Genomic DNA, 18,557 nt, shown 5'->3' on the forward strand with positions numbered 1-18,557 from the left:
TGTCAGGAACCCTGCACGTCGTCGTGCTGCCCCGAAGGCGCGGGCTGTTGTGCGTCGAGGGCGCGACGCAGCCGTTCGTGTGCCTGCTCGAAGACCCGCACGTGCTCGCTCAGCGGCGATCCGACGACAGCGGCGACATCGGCCAGGACCCGGTCCACGACGTCGACCCCGGTCGGCTCATAGCTCGGCGCCTCACGGTTGGCGACGGCATCCCCGCGCTCGTCCCGGGCGTTCGCGCCCGCCTCGTACGCCGGGGCGCCACGCTGCTCGTCCATGGGTGCGACCCTACTCGGCGCCGAGGCGACGAACTGGTCCGGGCGGCACCGTGTCGGTGACGTCCGCGGGCTGGCCGGCCTCGTCCAGGTGGAGCCAGCACGCCGTCGCGGCGACGCGCCACCAGTCCGCGTCGCTGCCTGCGCCGTCGACCTCGAGACGACCGTCCACCACCGCGCCGGACCAGCCGCCCAGCTCGACGCGACCGCCGTCGACCGTGGGAGCAGGATGGGGCTCGAAGAGCCCTGCCAGGTCCGGTGAGATGTAGGTCGGGCGCAGCTGCGGGCCCGCCGTGGCGAGCTCGTGGAGCCAGGTCACCCCGGTGAGCACCAGCAGCGACGGTACGCCGATCGCGTGGGCGCCCTCGATGTCGGTGTCGAGCCGGTCCCCCACCATGATCGGTCGGTCGCCGCCGACCCGCAGGACGGTCTCCTCCATCAGTGGCTTCTCGGGCTTGCCGGCCACGGTGGCCGCGACGCCGGCGAAGCCCGTGATCGTCTGCACCAGTACGCCGTGGCCGGGGGCCAGGCCGTAGGCCGTGGGGATGGTCATGTCGGCGTTGCTCGCCACGTAGGGCAGTCCATCGCGGACCAGGCTCGCGACGCGCATGATGTGGCGCCACCGGACGTCCGGTCCGTAGCCGCTGGCCACCGCGACGGCACCGTCGGGGTCCTCGACCGGCTCCAGCCCGGCCTCGACGAGCGCCGCACGGAGACCGTCCCCTCCGAGCATCAGGATCCTGGCGCCCTCGCCGTGGGCATCCGCGAGCACGCGGGCTGCGGCCTGGGCAGACGTCACCACGTCGCCCGGCTCGGCATGCACCCCCATCCCGACGAGCTTGTCCGAGACCTGCTCGGGCGTGCGGGCGGCGTTGTTGGTCACGAACGCGACGTGCCGACCGCTGGCACGGATCCGGTCCACCTTCTCGGCGACGCCCTCGATGGCATCGGTCCCGACGTAGACCACGCCGTCGAGGTCGAACATGACCAGGTCGTGCGCGTCCACGATCGGAGTCCTGCACTCCTCGAGCATGCTGCACCCCTCTCCGGGCTGTGACGGGCGTCCCCCTACGATGCTCCGATGGAACTCGCCAGCGTCGTGCCGCCGTACGTCGCGACGCCTCTCGAGCTCTCGCCGTTCCGTGCGGTGATGCTGGCGCCCGAGCGGGTCGGGGATCCCGCGTCGGCCAGAGCGCTGGCGCGACCCTATCGCGACGTCGCGGCCCGGCTGGAGCAGTGGATCGCGCAGGGGCGCGCCACCGCCGACAGCGCGCCCGCGATCTATCTCCACGAGTACACCGTCGGTGGCCTCACTGTGCGCGGCCTCGTCGGCGCGCTGTCGATGTCGCGTCGGGCCCAGTCCTTCGACGAGCGCGCCGTGTGGCCCCACGAGGCCATCCACCCCGAGCAGGCCGGCGAGCTGGCCGACCGGATGCTGCAGATGGACCTGAACCCTGCCCCGATCCTTCTGGTGCACCACGGGCGACCCCAGCTGCGGGAGATCGTCACGTCCGTCAGCCAGAACGCACCGGACTGGCGCTACCTCGACCGCACCGGCCAGCGCCAGCGCATCTGGGCCATCCGCGACCCCGAGACCCTCGCCGGGATCGCCGGGCTTCTCGCGTCGACGCGCTGCCTCCTCGCCGACGGTCATCACCGCTACGCCGCCTATCTCCGCCTGCAGGAGGAGCACCCCGGCACGCCGTGGGACACCGGCTTGGCCATGCTCGTCGACCAGGACGACACTCCCCTGTTCCTCGGAGCCATCCACCGCACATTCCCGGGCACCACGCTCATCGATCTGCTCGGCGCCTCTCGCGCCGCGGGGGCGCAGGTCACCCGTCGCGAGCGCCATCAGGCTCTGCTCGCGCTCGACAGCACGCACTTCGTGCTGACCGACGGTGAGTCGTGGCACGTGGTCACACCGCCGGCCCTCCCCCAGGACGCACCCGTCTCATGGGTGCACGACTCCGTGCTCCCTCGTCTGACCAGATCGGACGTCCGCGTGGTGCACCACCACAACGTCGACGAGGCGTTGGCTGCAGCGGGCCCCGCCGCTCCGGCGGTCCTCCTGCCCAGCCCTGACTTCGACCAGGTGCGAGCCCTGGTCGAGTCCGGCGGCCTTCTCCCGGAGAAGGCAACGTCTTTCCAGCCCAAGCCCAGTCTCGGGGTGCTCATGCGGCCGGTGATCGGCGGATGATCCTCGCTGCCGAGGTCTCGACCTCCACGCGTGATCGCGTTGCGCCCCCCGCCTGGTAGAACCGGCACCTCACGGCACCCTCGACCTCGACCAGGTCACCGACCCGCCACGTGAGCACGCTGCGACGCACGCGGGCACTCCACGCGGCGCAGGGCACCGAGTCCACTCGTTGACCGGTGGTCGCACCGGCCCTGGGCACCGATACTCGGAACGTGATCACCGCGTCACCACTCGGCAGCTCCACCGCGGTGGGCGCGCCGGTGAGTCGGCCCACCAGTCGTACGTCATTGATGGCGACATCGATGTCGCTCGGGTCCTTCGTCTGTGTCTTGGTCACAGTGCACCTCCTGTGACCAGACGATTCCGCGCACGACCGACACGCACTCGCCCAGCCGGCACTCCCCTGTGGAGAGCCTGCTGATCGGCCCACCTGTGGACACGAGGTGGCCCGGCAATGCCTCCGTTCGAGGTTCCAGCGCTGCCCGGGAACGCAAAAGTGGGGCCACCCGAAGGTGACCCCACTTCCACAATGTATGTCCGGCGGCGTCCTACTCTCCCACAACCTCTCGGTTGCAGTACCATCGGCGCTGAAAGGCTTAACTTCCGGGTTCGGTATGGGACCGGGTGTTTCCCGTTTCGCTATGGCCGCCGTAACTCTTTCAACCTTGTCCACACCACCTGCCAGCAACTGATGCTGGACCTGGGTTGGGTGTGTTGGTTGGGAACTGCCTAGTGGACGCGAACAAGCTCGTGGCTGTTCGTTACGTGTGCGCGGGTGTGTCGTACAGATCATTGTGTGTGTTCTTGTACGTGGTTGGGACAAGCCCTCGGCCTATTAGTACCGGTCGGCTGGGCATTACTGCTGTACACCTCCGGCCTATCAACCCCATGTTCTGTGGGGGGCCTTACCCACTTACGTGGTGGGAAACCTCATCTTGAAACGTGCTTCCCGCTTAGATGCATTCAGCGGTTATCACTTCCGAACGTAGCCAACCAGCCGTGCTCTTGGCAGAACAACTGGCACACCAGAGGTTCGTCCATCCCGGTCCTCTCGTACTAGGGACAGCCTTTCTCAAGTTTCCTGCGCGCGCGGCGGATAGGGACCGAACTGTCTCACGACGTTCTAAACCCAGCTCGCGTGCCGCTTTAATGGGCGAACAGCCCAACCCTTGGGACCTACTCCAGCCCCAGGATGCGACGAGCCGACATCGAGGTGCCAAACCATCCCGTCGATATGGACTCTTGGGGAAGATCAGCCTGTTATCCCCGGGGTACCTTTTATCCGTTGAGTGACCACGCTTCCACATGCCGTGGCCAGATCACTAGTTCCGACTTTCGTCCCTGCTCGACATGTCTGTCTCACAGTCAAGCTCCCTTGTGCACTTACACTCGCCACCTGATTGCCAACCAGGCTGAGGGAACCTTTGAGCGCCTCCGTTACATTTTAGGAGGCAACCGCCCCAGTTAAACTACCCATCAGGCACTGTCCCTGATCCGGATGACGGACCTAGGTTAGACATCTAGTACGACCAGAGTGGTATTTCAACGTTGACTCCACCCACACTGGCGTGAGGGCTTCACAGTCTCCCACCTATCCTACACAAGCCGTACCAAACACCAATACCAAACTATAGTAAAGGTCCCGGGGTCTTTCCGTCCTGCCGCGCGTAACGAGCATCTTTACTCGTAGTGCAATTTCGCCGAGTCCATGGTTGAGACAGTGGGAAAGTCGTTACTCCATTCGTGCAGGTCGGAACTTACCCGACAAGGAATTTCGCTACCTTAGGATGGTTATAGTTACCACCGCCGTTTACTGGGGCTTAAATTCTCAGCTTCGGCATTGCTGCCTAACCGGTCCTCTTAACCTTCCAGCACCGGGCAGGAGTCAGTCCGTATACATCGTCTTACAACTTCGCACGGACCTGTGTTTTTAGTAAACAGTCGCTTTCCCCTGGTCTCTGCGGCCCTTCACGCTTCCCCCAGCAAGTGGGTTCACGATCCGGGCCCCCCTTCTCCCGAAGTTACGGGGGCATTTTGCCGAGTTCCTTAACCATGGTTGTCTCGATCGCCTTAGTATTCTCTACTTGATCACCTGAGTCGGTTTGGGGTACGGGCGGCTCGTTGCTCGCTAGAGGTTTTTCTCGACAGCATAGGATCACCCACTTCGCCATAAACGGCTCCGCGTCACGTCTCAGACTCCACACTGAAGTGGATGGTGCGGATTTGCCTACACCACGTCCTACACGCTTGCCCACAGACAACCATCGCTGTGGTTGGGCTACCTTCCTGTGTCACCCCATCGCTTGACTACTACCAGCTCGGGTCCCACGCTCCACCCACCAGCCTCGCCCCGAAGGGTCCGGTCCGATGAGCTTCGGGTGGTTAGCATCACCAGGTTCGTCATGGGCGCAACTTCGCCGGTACGGGAATATCAACCCGTTGTCCATCGACTACGCCTGTCGGCCTCGCCTTAGGTCCCGACTTACCCAGGGCAGATTAGCTTGACCCTGGAACCCTTGATCATTCGGCGCACGGGTTTCTCACCCGTGATTCGCTACTCATGCCTGCATTCTCACTCGTGTGGGCTCCACACCTGGATCACTCCGGCGCTTCACTGCCCACACGACGCTCCCCTACCCATCCAGCGCACTGAACACCGATCAAGTCGATGCTGATGTATTCGCTGAATGCCATAGCTTCGGCGGATGACTTGAGCCCCGCTACATTGTCGGCGCGGAATCACTTGACCAGTGAGCTATTACGCACTCTTTCAAGGGTGGCTGCTTCCAAGCCAACCTCCTGGTTGTCAATGCGACTCCACATCCTTTTCCACTTAGTCACCGCTTAGGGGCCTTAGCTGATGGTCTGGGCTGTTTCCCTCTCGACTACGGAGCTTATCCCCCGCAGTCTCACTGCTGCGCTCTCACTTACCGGCATTCGGAGTTTGGCTAACGTCAGTAACCTTGTAGGGCCCATCGGCTATCCAGTGCTCTACCTCCGGCAAGAAACACGCAACGCTGCACCTAAATGCATTTCGGGGAGAACCAGCTATCACGAAGTTTGATTGGCCTTTCACCCCTATCCACAGGTCATCCCCTCAGTTTTCAACCTAAGTGGGTTCGGTCCTCCACGTCGTCTTACCGACGCTTCAACCTGCCCATGGATAGATCACTTCGCTTCGGGTCTTGAGCGCGCTACTGAATCGCCCTATTCGGACTCGCTTTCGCTACGGCTTCCCCACACGGGTTAACCTCGCAACACACCGCAAACTCGCAGGCTCATTCTTCAAAAGGCACGCCGTCACCCCCACCACAAGTGGCACAAGGCTCCGACGGATTGTAGGCACACGGTTTCAGGTACTATTTCACTCCCCGCCAGGGGTACTTTTCACCTTTCCCTCACGGTACTTGTCCGCTATCGGTCATCAAGGAGTATTTAGGCTTAACGGGTGGTCCCGCCAGATTCACACGGAATTTCAGGGGTTCCGTGTTACTTGGGAACACGCTCCAGAGCCAGCGCTTTACGTCTACGGGCCTATCACCCTCTACGGTACGGCTTTCCAACCGACTTCGACTTCCACACTGGTTTCTTACTCTGTACTGAGCCGGCAGACTCAATAGAGCGGTCCCACGACCCCCCAGATGCAACCCCTGCCGGGTATCACACACCTGAGGTTTAGCCTCATCCGATTTCGCTCGCCACTACTCTCGGAATCACTGTTGTTTTCTCTTCCTGTCGGTACTGAGATGTTTCACTTCCCGACGTTCCCTCCACACACCCTATGTGTTCAGATGCGGGTAACACGACATGACTCGTGCTGGGTTTCCCCATTCGGACACCCCCGGATCACAGCTTGGTTGCCAACTCCCCAGGGCTTATCGCAGGCTCCAACGTCCTTCATCGGCTCTTGATGCCAAGGCATCCACCATGTGCCCTTCATAGCTTGTCTCAACAACGTCAAGACAACACACAAAAGACAAACACCAACCCACCCCCCAATCAAAGGAGCAGGCCAGCACACAAAAACGACACGACCAGCCAAGGAATAGCCGGACATGCCTACGCAACTACATCCACCAACACACCACAACGCAAAACTCACGAAGCGCGTGCTGACAGATCAGCTACAAGATGCTCGCGTCCACTATGCAGATCTCAAACAACAACCCCACCAACACCCCCCACACCCACCCCAGACACCCCCAACAGGGACGACCAGGACACACGGACATGAGGAACAAAGGGAGGACCAGAAGCAACCAACACCACCCCCACCCACAAACAGCGGGGGACGGCTGATTCTTCAGGACCCAACAGTGTGCTTGACCCCATCCCCCACCAACGCAGGGCCATGAGTAACCAGACCACCCACACCAGACAAGCTGGACGCAGGAGACCTGACCATCGACGATTCCACTAGTGAACACCACCATGCGTGCCAGAACATTCGCCTGGCATCGGGGCGTGTGCTCCTTAGAAAGGAGGTGATCCAGCCGCACCTTCCGGTACGGCTACCTTGTTACGACTTCGTCCCAATCGCCAGCCCCACCTTCGACGGCTCCCTCCACAAGGGTTGGGCCACCGGCTTCGGGTGTTGCCGACTTTCGTGACGTGACGGGCGGTGTGTACAAGGCCCGGGAACGTATTCACCGCAGCGTTGCTGATCTGCGATTACTAGCGACTCCGACTTCATGGGGTCGAGTTGCAGACCCCAATCCGAACTGAGACCGGCTTTTTGGGATTCGCTCCCCCTTACGGGATCGCAGCCCTTTGTACCGGCCATTGTAGCATGCGTGAAGCCCTGGACATAAGGGGCATGATGACTTGACGTCATCCCCACCTTCCTCCGAGTTGACCCCGGCAGTCTCCTATGAGTCCCCACCATAACGTGCTGGCAACATAGAACGAGGGTTGCGCTCGTTGCGGGACTTAACCCAACATCTCACGACACGAGCTGACGACAGCCATGCACCACCTGTACACCCCCAAAAGAAGCCCCATCTCTGAGGCGGCAGGGTGTATGTCAAACCCAGGTAAGGTTCTTCGCGTTGCATCGAATTAATCCGCATGCTCCGCCGCTTGTGCGGGCCCCCGTCAATTCCTTTGAGTTTTAGCCTTGCGGCCGTACTCCCCAGGCGGGGCGCTTAATGCGTTAGCTGCGGCACGGAATCCGTGGAATGGACCCCACACCTAGCGCCCAACGTTTACGGTGTGGACTACCAGGGTATCTAATCCTGTTCGCTCCCCACACTTTCGCTCCTCAGCGTCAGGTCATTCCCAGAGAACCGCCTTCGCCACCGGTGTTCCTCCTGATATCTGCGCATTTCACCGCTACACCAGGAATTCCGTTCTCCCCTGAATACCTCTAGTCTGCCCGTATCGGAAGCAAGCGCCGTGTTAAGCACGGCGTTTTCACTCCCGACGCGACAAACCGCCTACGAGCCCTTTACGCCCAATAATTCCGGACAACGCTCGCACCCTACGTATTACCGCGGCTGCTGGCACGTAGTTGGCCGGTGCTTCTTCTGTACCTACCGTCACTTGCGCTTCGTCGGTACTGAAAGAGGTTTACAACCCGAAGGCCGTCATCCCTCACGCGGCGTTGCTGGATCAGGCTTCCGCCCATTGTCCAATATTCCCCACTGCTGCCTCCCGTAGGAGTCTGGGCCGTGTCTCAGTCCCAGTGTGACCGGTCACCCTCTCAGGCCGGCTACCCGTCGAAGCCATGGTGAGCCATTACCTCACCATCAAGCTGATAGGCCGCGAGCACATCCCTGGCCGAAAAACTTTCCACACACCCCCATGCGAGGGTCTGTCATATCCGGTATTAATCACCGTTTCCGGTGGCTATCCCGAAGCCAGGGGCAGATTACTCACGTGTTACTCACCCGTTCGCCGCTCGAGTACCACCGAAGTGGCCTTTCCGCTCGACTTGCATGTGTTAAGCACGCCGCCAGCGTTCGTCCTGAGCCAGGATCAAACTCTCCATCGAAAAACATGAACCAACCCAACCAAAGCCAGGCCAGCCACAATCAATAAGAGCCACATCCCCTGACTGAACAAAACTGACATCTGTCAGAATCATTGTCAAAGAAACCGCGACCCAACCACCCCAACCAAAAGGCCAAGGAAGAAGAGTCAACGGGGCATAACAAACTAATTCGTCGACTAATCAAACACACTGTTGAGTTCTCAAGAATCAGACGCACCCGTTCCTCGCCGGCTTGGCCGGGTTGGTCGCGGGGCAACCTGCAGAAACTTACCGGGCGCTCCATCCCGCGTCAAACTCGGCGGAACTTCGTGCTTCGGTGGTCGCAGCTGGTTTCCGTCTCATCTGGCCTTCTGGCCAGGAGCCGGCGCCGCTTGCGGCGACAGGTGAAACATTAGACGACCAACGGGCGACATGACAAACCGGGGGTGGCCTTCACGCATAACCGCAGGTCAGCGGCCTGTGCGACGGGGTGCGGCCGGGCGGTACGTGCTGACCGTGCGGTCCCCGGTGACCCAGAACCGCCACGGACGTTCGGCGGCCTGGCGCAGTCCCACGCGTGGTCCGGTGCTGATCTGGACCACCTGCTCTCCCTCCTGCAGGTCCACGCCGGCGCCGTTGTGCGTCAGGTCGATGCCCAGGGCGCGGCACAACCGCGCCGGCCCCCGGGCCAGCTCGTGGTCGCGAGTGCCCGGTCGGCGGGCTCGGGCCTGCTCGATGCCGCCCACGACCTCACCCGCGCGGAGCAGCACCGCGCCGGGATCGCCCTCCGGGCCGGTGACCAGGTTGGCGCAGTGGTGCATGCCGTAGACGAAGTAGACGTACAGGCATCCGGGCGGACCGAACATGACGTCGTTGCGCGGCGTACGTCCGCGGAAGGCGTGCGACCCCGGATCGGCAGGGCCGGCATACGCCTCGACCTCGGTGATCCGCAGCGCGACTCCCCCGTGCGTGAGCACCGCACCGAGGAGTCGCGGAGCGACCTCGAGCGGATCGCCCTCAGCCCAGTCGGGCACGGTGGTCGGCACTGGTCGAGCGCAGCTCGTCGAGCTGCTCCCCCACGCGCACCGGGGCGGTGCCGCCCCGTCCCGAGCGCGAGGCGACGGAGCCGTCGACGGTGAGGACCGCGCGAACGTCAGAGGTGAGCGCCGGCGAGATGGAGGCCAGCTGGTCGTCGGTCAGGTCAGGAAGATCGCAGCCGAGCTCCTCGCAGCGGCGTACGCAGGCACCCGCGACCTCGTGGGCGTCGCGGAACGGCACGCCCTGGCGGACCAGCCACTCGGCAACATCGGTGGCGAGCGAGAAGCCCTGCGGCGCGAGCTCGGCCATGCGCTCGCCGTTGAAAATCAGCGTGGCGACCATCCCGGTCACCGCGGGCAGCAGCACCTCGAGGGTCTCGACGGAGTCGAAGACCGGCTCCTTGTCCTCCTGCAGGTCGCGGTTGTAGGCGAGCGGCAGTCCCTTGAGGGTGGCCATCAGGCCGGACAGGTTGCCGATGAGGCGACCGGCCTTGCCGCGCGCGAGCTCGGCGATGTCGGGGTTCTTCTTCTGCGGCATGATGCTCGACCCGGTCGACCACGAGTCGTGCAGGCGGGCGAAGTCGAACTCGCGGGTGGTCCACAGGATGACCTCCTCCGCGAGCCGGGAGAGGTCGACACCGACCTGGGCGGTCACGAACGCGAACTCGGCGGCGAAGTCCCGCGCCGAGGTGCCGTCGATCGAGTTCGCCGAGGAACCCGAGAAGCCGAGCTCGGCGGCGACTGCCATCGGGTCGAGGCCGAGCGTCTGCCCCGCGAGGGCACCGGCGCCGTACGGCGAGTCGTCGGCCACGCGAGCATCCCAGTCGCGCAGCCGGCCGACGTCGCGGAGCAGCGGCCACGCGTGGGCCATGAGGTGGTGCGCGAGCAGCACCGGCTGCGCGTGCTGGAGGTGGGTGCGGCCCGGCATGACGACCTCGAGGTGCGCCTCGGCCTGGCCGGCGAGGACGTCGACGAGGTCGAGGAGCAGCGCCGAGATCGTGCGTGCGTGGTCGCGCAGGTAGGCCCGGAACAGGGTCGCGACCTGGTCGTTGCGTGAGCGGCCGGCCCGCAGCCGGCCCCCGACCTCGGTGCCGACCTCGTCGAGCAGCAGGCGCTCGAGCGCACCGTGCACGTCCTCGTCGGTGTCGGAGGGGCGCAGGTCTCCGGCGGCGTACCGCTCCCCCAGCACGTCGAGACCGCGCAGCAGCTCCGCGTGGTCGGCGTCAGTGAGCAGCCCAGCGCGGTGCAGCGCGTTGGCGTGCGCGCGCGAGCCCGCGAGGTCGTAGGGCGTGAGCTGCCAGTCGAAGTGCGTCGACCTCGACAGCGCCTGGAGCTCGGGCGAGGGCCCGCTGGCGAAGCGACCGCCCCAGAGCGCGCCCTCGTTGGTGGTGCCGTGCTCGGCCATCAGTCGGTCCCGACGTCCATCGCCGCGTGGTCGAGGGCCTCGTCGTCCAGCTGGTCGGCGCCGTTGCGCCGAGCGATCCGGTCCGCACCCCCGGGCTCGATCTCACCGAACAGGTTGCCGTTCTCGACCAGGACGTGGCCCTGGTCCTGCGGCTGGGAGGCGTAGAGCTCGAGCTTGCTGCGCGAGTCGGCGATGTCGAGGTTGCGCATCGTGAGCTGGCCGATCCGGTCGGTCGGACCGAAGACGGCGTTGTCGGTGCGCTCCATGGAGAGCTTGTCGGGGTGGTAGGAGAAGGCCGGACCGTCGGTGGCCAGGACCGTGTAGTCCTCACCGCGCCGCAGACGGATCGTCACCTCACCGGTGACGAGGGAGGCCACCCAGCGCTGGATCGCCTCACGCATCATCAGTGCCTGCGGGTCGAGCCAGCGGCCCTCGTAGAGCAACCGGCCCAGTCGACGGCCCTGGCTGTGGTAGCTCTCGATGGTGTCCTCGTTGTGCACCGCGTTGAGCAGTCGCTCGTAGGCGATCCACAGCAACGCCATGCCGGGCGCCTCGTAGATGCCGCGGGACTTGGCCTCGATGATGCGGTTCTCGATCTGGTCGGACATGCCGAGCCCGTGGCGCCCACCGATCTCGTTGGCCTTCAGCACCAGCTGGACGGCGTCGGGGAAGGACTGCCCGTCGATCGCCACGGGCCGGCCCTGGTCGAAGCGGATCGTGACGTCCTCGGTGTCGATCTCGACGGAGGGGTCCCAGAACTTCACGCCCATGATCGGCTCGACGGTCTCCAGCGAGACGTCCAGGTGCTCCAGGGTCTTGGCCTCGTGGGTGGCGCCCCAGATGTTGGCGTCGGTGGAGTAGGCCTTCTCCTTGCTGTCGCGGTAGGGCAGGTCTCGCTCGGTGAGCCACTGGCTCATCTCGTCGCGGCCGCCGAGCTCGTGGACGAAGTCGGCGTCGAGCCACGGCTTGTAGATCCGCAGCTCGGGGTTGGCGAGCAGCCCGTAGCGGTAGAACCGCTCGATGTCGTTGCCCTTGAACGTCGAGCCGTCGCCCCAGATGTCGACGCCGTCCTCGTGCATCGCGCGGACCAGCATCGTCCCCGTCACGGCACGACCGAGCGGCGTGGTGTTGAAGTAGGTGCGACCACCGGAGCGGATGTGGAAGGCACCGCACGCGATCGCAGCCAGACCCTCCTCGACGAGCGAGGCGCGGCAGTCGACGGCGCGCGCGATCTCGGCGCCGTACTGCATCGCTCGGGAGGGCACCCCGGAGATGTCGGGCTCGTCGTACTGCCCGATGTCGGCGGTGTAGGTGCACGGCACCGCTCCCTTGGCGCGCATCCAGGCGACCGCCACGGAGGTGTCGAGGCCTCCGGAGAAGGCGATGCCGACGCGCTCGCCGACGGGGAGGGAGGTGAGGACCTTGCTCACAGGACGTCCTTTGCTGGGGTGGTGGTGGCGGGGGCGGCCGCGCTGCTGGCGGACGAGGCGTGGTGGGGGTCGTTGGCGAGGTCGAGGAAGCGCTGGGCGAGGGAGTCCCCGCCGGACGGGTCGCGCCCGATGACGAGCAGCGTGTCGTCGCCGGCGATGGTGCCGAGGATGTCGCCGAGGTCGGCCTTGTCGAAGGCGCTGGCCAGGAACTGGGCGGCGCCCGGCGGGGTGCGCAGCACGACGAGGTTGGCGCTGGCCTCCGCGCTGACGAGCAGCTCGGCGCACAGCCGCGCGAGCCGGTCGCGTCCGGCAGCGGAGTCGCGCGGGGCCGTGGGGGTGCGGTCACCTCCCTCACCGGGGACGGCGTAGACCAGCGCGCCGTCGACACCGCGGACCTTGACCGCGTCGAGCTCGACGAGGTCGCGGCTCAGCGTGGCCTGGGTGACGCGTACGCCGAGGCCGGCCAGCAGGTCGGCGAGCTCGGTCTGGGAGCGCACAGGCCGGGAGGTCACGAGGTCGATGATCCGCTGGTGCCGCGCTCCCTTGGTCAGCGGGGTCATCGCGCTCACGGGTGCTCCAGGAGCCAGGTGAGGACGGCCTTCTGGGCGTGGCGCCGGTTCTCGGCCTCGTCCCACACGACCGACTGCGGGCCCTCGATGACGGACTCGGCGATCTCCTTGCCGCGGTAGGCGGGCAGGCAGTGCATCACGATGGCGTCCGCGGCAGCATGGGCGAGGAGCTCCTCGGTCACGCCGTAGGGCGGGAAGACGCGGAGGCGGTCCTGCGACTCCTCCTCGCGGCCCATGCTGACCCACGAGTCGGTGATCACGACGTCGGCGCCACCGACGGCCTCCACGGGGTCGGTCGTGATCTCGATGGAGCCGCCGGTGTGTTGTGCGAGCTCGCGTGCCTGGGCCACCACCGTGGCGTCGGGGGCGAAGCCGTCGGGAGCACCGACGACGACGTGCATCCCGGCCGAGGCACCGGCCAGCACCCACGAGTTGCCCATGTTGCAGGCACCGTCTCCGACGAAGGCCGCCCGGACGCCGGCGAGCTGGCCCTTGTGCTCGCGCACGGTCTGGAGGTCGGCGAGCAGCTGGCAGGGGTGGAACTCGTCGGTGAGCGCGTTGAGGACAGGTACGCCTGCGTGCTCGGCCATGGTCACCACGTCGCTCTGGTGCGCGGTGCGCCACACGATCGCCGAGGCCTGGCGCCCCAGGACGCGGGCCACGTCCTCGACGCCCTCGCGCGAGCCCATGGCCGCCAGCCCGCCGTCGACGGTCATCGGGTTGCCACCGAGCTCGGCGATGCCGGCCGCGAACGACACCTGCGTGCGCAGGGTCGGACGGTCGAAGACCAGCGCGACGGTGTGCGGGCCGGCGAGCGGCTTGTGGCCGAACTGGTCCGCCTTCATCGCGTCGGCAAGGTCGAGCACCTCGAGGAGCTCTGCGGGCGACAGGTCGTCGTCGCGGAGGAGGTGGCGGGTCATGGAGTGGTCTCCTGTGCTGCGGTCCGGGCGGAGTCGAGGATCTGGGGCAGGGCGCGCGCGAGCGCGTCGAGGTCGTGGGAGGTGAGGACCAGCGGCGGCACGAAGCGCAGCCGCGAGGGCCCGGTGGCGTTGAGGATGAAGCCGGCGTCGCGGGCGGCAGCGACCGCGTGGGCGGCGTACGGTCCGTCGAGCTCGGCGCCGCGCATCAGGCCGGCCCCGGTGACCTCGACGACCCCGGTCTGGCTCGCGAGCAGCTGGGCGAGCTGGTCGCCCCGCTCGGTCGCCGCGGCGAGCAGGCCCTCGGCCTCGACGGTGTCCAGCACCGCGAGCGCGGCGGCGCACGCGACGGGGTTGCCGCCGAACGTGGTGCCGTGGTTGCCGGGCTGGAGCAGGGTCGCGGCCCGTCCCCGGGCGACGGTGGCCCCGATGGGGATGCCTCCTCCGAGGCCCTTCGCGAGCGTCACGACGTCGGGCTCGACCCCGTCCAGCAGCTGGTGGGCGAACCAGGCGCCCGTGCGGGCGATGCCGGTCTGCACCTCGTCGAGCCACAGCAGGGCGCCGTGCTCGTGCGCGGTCCGCTGCGCGGCGAGGAGGTAGTCGGGTGCCGGGACGACGACGCCCGCCTCACCCTGGATTGGCTCGAGGACGACGGCGGCGACGGTGTCGTCCACCGCGGCCTCGAGCGCCGCGACGTCGTCGTACGGGACGAACGTGACGTGGCCGGGGAGCGGCTCGAAGGGCTCGCGGTAGGCAGCCTTGGACGTGAGCGCCAGCGCGCCCATCGTGCGACCGTGGAAGGAGCCCTCGGCGGCGACGATCCGGGTGCGGCCGGTGCGCCGGGTCAGCTTGACCGCGGCCTCGTTGGCCTCGGCGCCGGAGTTGCTGAAGAAGACGCGTGACTCGTCCCAGCCGAGCAGCGCCTGGAGTCGCTCGGCGAGGGCGACCTGGGGCTCGGTGGCGAAGAAGTTGGAGACGTGGCCCAGGGTCGAGAGCTGGGTGGTCACGGCCTCGACCAGCGCGGGGTGCGCGTGGCCGAGCGCGTTGACGGCGATGCCGCCCAGCAGGTCGACGTACTCCTTGCCGTCGGCGTCCCACACGTGCGCACCGCGACCACGGACCAGCGCCAACGCGGGCGGTCCGAAGGTGTTCATGACGGCGCCGGTGTAGCGCTCCTGGATGCTCATGACTCGTCCTGGGGTGCGTAGGGCTTGCGCATCCGGGTCGCGACACCGGGCAGCACCTGGGTGCCGACACCCTCGTCGGTGAAGATCTCCAGCAGCACCGAGTGCGGCTCACGGCCGTCGACCACCGTCGCGCGGGGCACGCCGCCGGTGACCGCCTCGTAGCAGGCCCGCATCTTCGGGACCATGCCCGAGTCGAGGCTGGGCAGCATCTCCCCCAGCGCCTCCGGGCTGATCTCCTGGATGAGGTCGTCGGAGTTGCCGTAGTCACGGTAGAGGCCCTCGACGTCGGTGAGGACGAGCAGCTTCTCGGCGCCGAGTGCGATGGCGAGCGCGGCGGCTGCGGTGTCGGCGTTGACGTTGTGGACCACGCCGTCGACGTCGGGTGCCACCGAGCTGACCACGGGCACCCGGCCCGCCTCGATGAGGTCGAGGACCGCTTCGGGGCGCACGCGGGCGACCTCGCCGACCAGCCCGAGGTCGACCTCCTCGCCGTCGACGATGGTGTTGGTCGCCTCGGCGGTGAAGAGTCCCGCGTCCTCGCCGGAGAGCCCGACGGCCAGCGCGCCGTGCTGGTTGATCAGGCCGACCAGCTCACGCTGGACCTGCCCGACCAGGACCATCCGGACCACGTCCATCGCCTCGGGGGTGGTGACCCGCAGGCCGCCACGGAACTCCGACTCGATCCCGAGCTTGTCGAGCATCCGGGAGATCTGCGGACCGCCGCCGTGGACCACGACGGGCTTGAAGCCGGCGAAGCGCAGGAAGGCGATGTCCTCGGCGAAGGCGACCTTCAGGGACTCGTCGGTCATGGCGTTGCCGCCGTACTTCACCACGATCGTCTGGCCGTGGTAGCGCTTGAGCCACGGCAGCGCCGCGGCGAGCGTGCGGGCCTTGGCGGGGTCGGGGCGGCGGGGGCTCTGGTTCGTCATCTCGTCACTCATGAGCTGTAGGCGCTGTTCTCGTGGACGTAGGCGTGGGTGAGGTCGTTGGTCCAGACGGTCGCGCGGGCGTCGCCGGACTTGAGGTCGATGGTCACGCTCACCTCTCGGGGCGTGAGGTCGACCGTGGCCGGGTCCTCGGCGGGGGTGGACCGGCGACAGACCCAGACTCCGTTCATGGCGACGTCGAGGTCGGCGGGGTCGAAGGCCGCGCTGGTGGTGCCGATGGAGGCGAGCACCCGGCCCCAGTTGGGGTCGTTGCCGAAGATCGCGGCCTTGAAGAGGTTGCTCCGCGCGACGCTGCGGCTCACCTCGACGGCCTCGTCCTCGGTCGCGGCGTGGAGCGTGGTGATGGCGATCTCGTGGTCGGCGCCCTCGGCGTCCTTGAGCAGCTGCATCGCGAGGTCGGTGCACGCCTGGGTGAGGGCGGCCGTGAAGTCCTCCGGCGTGGGCGTGATGCCGCTGGCGCCGCTGGCCATCACCGTGACGGTGTCGTTGGTCGACATGCAGCCGTCGGAGTCGAGGCGGTCGAAGCTGACCCGGGTGGCGGCACGCAACGCGGCGTCGAGGTCGGCGGCCGGCACGACGGCGTCCGTGGTGAGGACCACCAGCATCGTCGCGAGCTGGGGCGCGAGCATCCCGGCGCCCTTGGCCATGCCGCCGATCGACCACCCGGCGCCCTCGACCACGGTGTTCTTGCTGACCGAGTCGGTGGTCATGATCGCCTCCGCCGCCAGGGCACCGCCGTCCGGCGACAGCGCGTCGGTGGCGGCCTCGACTCCCGCCAGCAGGTCGTCGCGGTCGTTGGCGAGGCCGATCAGCCCCGTCGAGCAGACGACGACGTCGATCGCGCCGATGCCCAGTCCGTCGGCGACCTTCTCGGCCACCGCGTGCGTGGTCTGGAAGCCCTCCGGGCCGGTGTAGCAGTTCGCGCCGCCGGAGTTGAGCACGACCGCGCGCACGACGCCGTCCTTGACGACCTCCTGGCTCCAGAGGATCGGGTTGGCCTTGCAGCGGTTGGCGGTGAAGACGGTGGCGGAGTCGTGGGTGGGACCCTGGTTGACGACGAGGGCGAGGTCGCGGCCGCCGCTGGACTTGAGTCCTGCGGCGACGCCGGCGGCGGTGAAGCCGGCGGGGTGGGTGACGGTCATGATTTCTTCTTCCGGGACGGGTTGGCGGGGGCGACGGTGTGGCCCTGTCGTCGCCACGCCTCCGCCACGCGCTCCGCGTCGTCCTTGGCCACGAGGATCCAGTCGGTGTCGTAGGTGGAGAGCGTCAGGACGCTGACCTCCTCCTCCACGAGCGGCCCGAGCAGGCCGTGGAGCACGCCGACGAGGTCGAGGTCGAGGGGGCCCTTGACCGCGAACGCGGTCAGCGGGCCGCGGTGGACCGACTTCTTCGGCACGCTGCGCGCAGCGCACACGAGCGAGGTCTCGTCGCCGGTCGCGGTGATGGAGAAGATCGAGGACGACTCGGCCCACTCGGGGATCTCCGCGCCGGGCGCGAGCCGCACCACCGCGAGGGTCTCGGGGAACTGCTCGATCTCGTGGGTGCCTGCAGTCATGGTGCGAGTCCGATCGTGGAGAGCCCGGTGGTCTCGTCGAGGCCGAGGGCGAGGTTCATGCACTGGACGGCGGCACCGGCGGTGCCCTTGGCCAGGTTGTCGACCACGGCCACCGCGACGAGGCGGCGTACGCGCTCGTCGACGGTGACCTGGACCTGCACCGCGTTGGAGCCGAGCACCGACTGCGTCTGGGGCCACTGGCCCTCGGGAAGCAGGTGGACGAACGGCTCGTCGGCGTACGCCGTCTCGTAGGCGCCGCGGACGTCGGCCTCCCCCACCCCGTCGAGCAGCGGTGCCTGGACAGTGGCCAGGATGCCACGCGACATCGGGACGAGGAGCGGCGTGAAGCCGACCTTCACCGCCGAGCCGGCGACGCCGCTGAGGTTCTGCACGATCTCGGGGGTGTGCCGGTGCGAGCCGCCGACACCGTAGGCGCTGGCGTTGCCCATGACCTCGCTGCCGAGCAGGTGCGGCTTGGCGGCCTTGCCGGCGCCGCTCGTGCCGGACGCGGCCACGACCGTGACGTCGGCCTCGACCAGCCCGGCGGACAGGGCCGGGACGATGGCGAGCGTGGAGACGGTGGGGTAGCAGCCGGGCACCGCGATGCGCCGCGCTCCACGCAGCAGCTCGCGCTGCCCCGGGAGCTCGGGCAGGCCGTAGGGCCAGGAGCCGGCGTGCTCGCCGCCGTAGAACGCCTCCCACTCCCCCGGGTCGGTCAGCCGGAAGTCGGCACCGCAGTCGATGACCACGGTGTCGTCCCCGAGCGCCTGGGCGATGGCTGCGGACTGACCGTGCGGGAGGCCGAGGAAGACCACGTCGTGCCCGGCCAAGGACTCGAGCGTGGTGTCGGCCAGCACGCGGTCTGCCAGCGGCAGGAGGTGCGGCTGGAGCGCCCCGAGGCGCTCACCTGCGTTGGAGCCGGCGGTCAGTGCGCCGATCTCGACGTTGGGGTGTCCGAGGAGGAGGCGCAGCACCTCACCCCCGGCGTACCCACTGGCTCCGGCAACGGCGACTCTCGCGGACATGTGCATGACTATACATACCTTCGTATGCCGGGCCGAACCGGG

At 66.9% G+C, this 18,557-nt stretch carries 14 protein-coding genes and 3 rRNA genes; 1 reads left to right on the top strand and 16 read right to left on the bottom strand.

Annotation, left to right across the window (positions count from 1 at the left end):
- Positions 1-2: 2 nt before the first annotated feature.
- Both CFI00_RS12925 and CFI00_RS12930 read right to left on the bottom strand, forming a co-directional pair.
- Positions 3-275 carry a hypothetical protein gene (locus CFI00_RS12925; RefSeq protein ID WP_207081553.1) on the bottom strand — a complete coding sequence of 91 codons (273 nt, stop codon included), beginning with the start codon at positions 273-275 and terminating at the stop codon, positions 3-5.
- Between the two features lie 10 nt (positions 276-285).
- On the bottom strand, positions 286-1,278 hold the full coding sequence (locus CFI00_RS12930) for an HAD-IIA family hydrolase (protein ID WP_242532375.1): 993 nt from the start codon (positions 1,276-1,278) through the stop codon (positions 286-288).
- A gap of 75 nt (positions 1,279-1,353) precedes the next feature.
- On the opposite strand from CFI00_RS12930, the gene CFI00_RS12935 reads away from it, so the two are divergent.
- Positions 1,354-2,472 (top strand): DUF1015 family protein, encoded by a 1,119-nt coding sequence (locus tag CFI00_RS12935; protein WP_207081555.1) that lies wholly within the window; start codon positions 1,354-1,356, stop codon positions 2,470-2,472.
- On the opposite strand, the gene CFI00_RS12940 is transcribed toward CFI00_RS12935, so the two are convergent.
- The 14 genes from CFI00_RS12940 to argC form a co-directional block, all read right to left on the bottom strand.
- Entirely contained in the window at positions 2,447-2,809 is a 363-nt protein-coding gene (locus CFI00_RS12940) for a single-stranded DNA-binding protein (RefSeq protein ID WP_242532376.1), read from the bottom strand. The two genes, CFI00_RS12935 and CFI00_RS12940, sit on opposite strands and share 26 nt — an antisense overlap.
- 198 nt (positions 2,810-3,007) lie before the next feature.
- Positions 3,008-3,125: ribosomal RNA gene (gene rrf, locus CFI00_RS12945) — 5S ribosomal RNA — on the bottom strand.
- Between the two features lie 162 nt (positions 3,126-3,287).
- Positions 3,288-6,421 (bottom strand): 23S ribosomal RNA (locus CFI00_RS12950).
- 528 nt (positions 6,422-6,949) lie between these two features.
- Positions 6,950-8,464: ribosomal RNA gene (locus tag CFI00_RS12955) — 16S ribosomal RNA — on the bottom strand.
- The 16S, 23S and 5S rRNA genes sit together here, the layout of an rRNA operon.
- Before the next feature lie 449 nt (positions 8,465-8,913).
- Positions 8,914-9,489, bottom strand: coding sequence for a DNA-3-methyladenine glycosylase (locus CFI00_RS12960; protein WP_242532377.1), 576 nt, complete (start codon positions 9,487-9,489; stop codon positions 8,914-8,916).
- Positions 9,461-10,885 (bottom strand): argininosuccinate lyase, encoded by a 1,425-nt coding sequence (argH, locus tag CFI00_RS12965; protein ID WP_207081556.1) that lies wholly within the window; start codon positions 10,883-10,885, stop codon positions 9,461-9,463. The genes CFI00_RS12960 and argH overlap by 29 nt, the downstream gene beginning before the upstream one ends.
- On the bottom strand, positions 10,885-12,315 hold the full coding sequence (gene argG / locus CFI00_RS12970; RefSeq protein WP_207081557.1) for an argininosuccinate synthase: 1,431 nt from the start codon (positions 12,313-12,315) through the stop codon (positions 10,885-10,887). The genes argH and argG overlap by 1 nt, the downstream gene beginning before the upstream one ends.
- Complete coding sequence (locus CFI00_RS12975; RefSeq protein WP_207085512.1) at positions 12,312-12,875, bottom strand: arginine repressor; 564 nt, start codon at positions 12,873-12,875, stop codon at positions 12,312-12,314. Before CFI00_RS12975 ends, argG begins: the two co-directional genes overlap by 4 nt.
- Before the next feature lie 5 nt (positions 12,876-12,880).
- Positions 12,881-13,804 carry an ornithine carbamoyltransferase gene (gene argF / locus CFI00_RS12980; RefSeq protein ID WP_207081558.1) on the bottom strand — a complete coding sequence of 308 codons (924 nt, stop codon included), beginning with the start codon at positions 13,802-13,804 and terminating at the stop codon, positions 12,881-12,883.
- A complete protein-coding gene (locus tag CFI00_RS12985) occupies positions 13,801-14,988 on the bottom strand; it encodes an acetylornithine transaminase (protein ID WP_207081559.1) in 1,188 nt (395 codons plus the stop codon). The genes argF and CFI00_RS12985 overlap by 4 nt, the downstream gene beginning before the upstream one ends.
- The gene (gene argB, locus CFI00_RS12990) at positions 14,985-15,917 is read right to left on the bottom strand and encodes an acetylglutamate kinase (protein WP_242532378.1); all 933 of its coding nucleotides are present in this window, start codon (positions 15,915-15,917) and stop codon (positions 14,985-14,987) included. Before argB ends, CFI00_RS12985 begins: the two co-directional genes overlap by 4 nt.
- A gap of 8 nt (positions 15,918-15,925) precedes the next feature.
- Positions 15,926-17,077, bottom strand: a complete 1,152-nt coding sequence (gene argJ, locus CFI00_RS12995) for a bifunctional glutamate N-acetyltransferase/amino-acid acetyltransferase ArgJ (RefSeq protein ID WP_207081561.1) — start codon at positions 17,075-17,077, stop codon at positions 15,926-15,928.
- The gene (locus tag CFI00_RS13000; protein ID WP_207081562.1) at positions 17,074-17,490 is read right to left on the bottom strand and encodes an ACT domain-containing protein; all 417 of its coding nucleotides are present in this window, start codon (positions 17,488-17,490) and stop codon (positions 17,074-17,076) included. Before CFI00_RS13000 ends, argJ begins: the two co-directional genes overlap by 4 nt.
- On the bottom strand, positions 17,487-18,515 hold the full coding sequence (gene argC, locus CFI00_RS13005; protein WP_207081563.1) for an N-acetyl-gamma-glutamyl-phosphate reductase: 1,029 nt from the start codon (positions 18,513-18,515) through the stop codon (positions 17,487-17,489). Before argC ends, CFI00_RS13000 begins: the two co-directional genes overlap by 4 nt.
- Between the last annotated feature and the right edge of the window lie 42 nt (positions 18,516-18,557).

The sequence above is a fragment of the Nocardioides sp. S5 genome, assembly GCF_017310035.1.
GTDB lineage: Bacteria > Actinomycetota > Actinomycetes > Propionibacteriales > Nocardioidaceae > Nocardioides.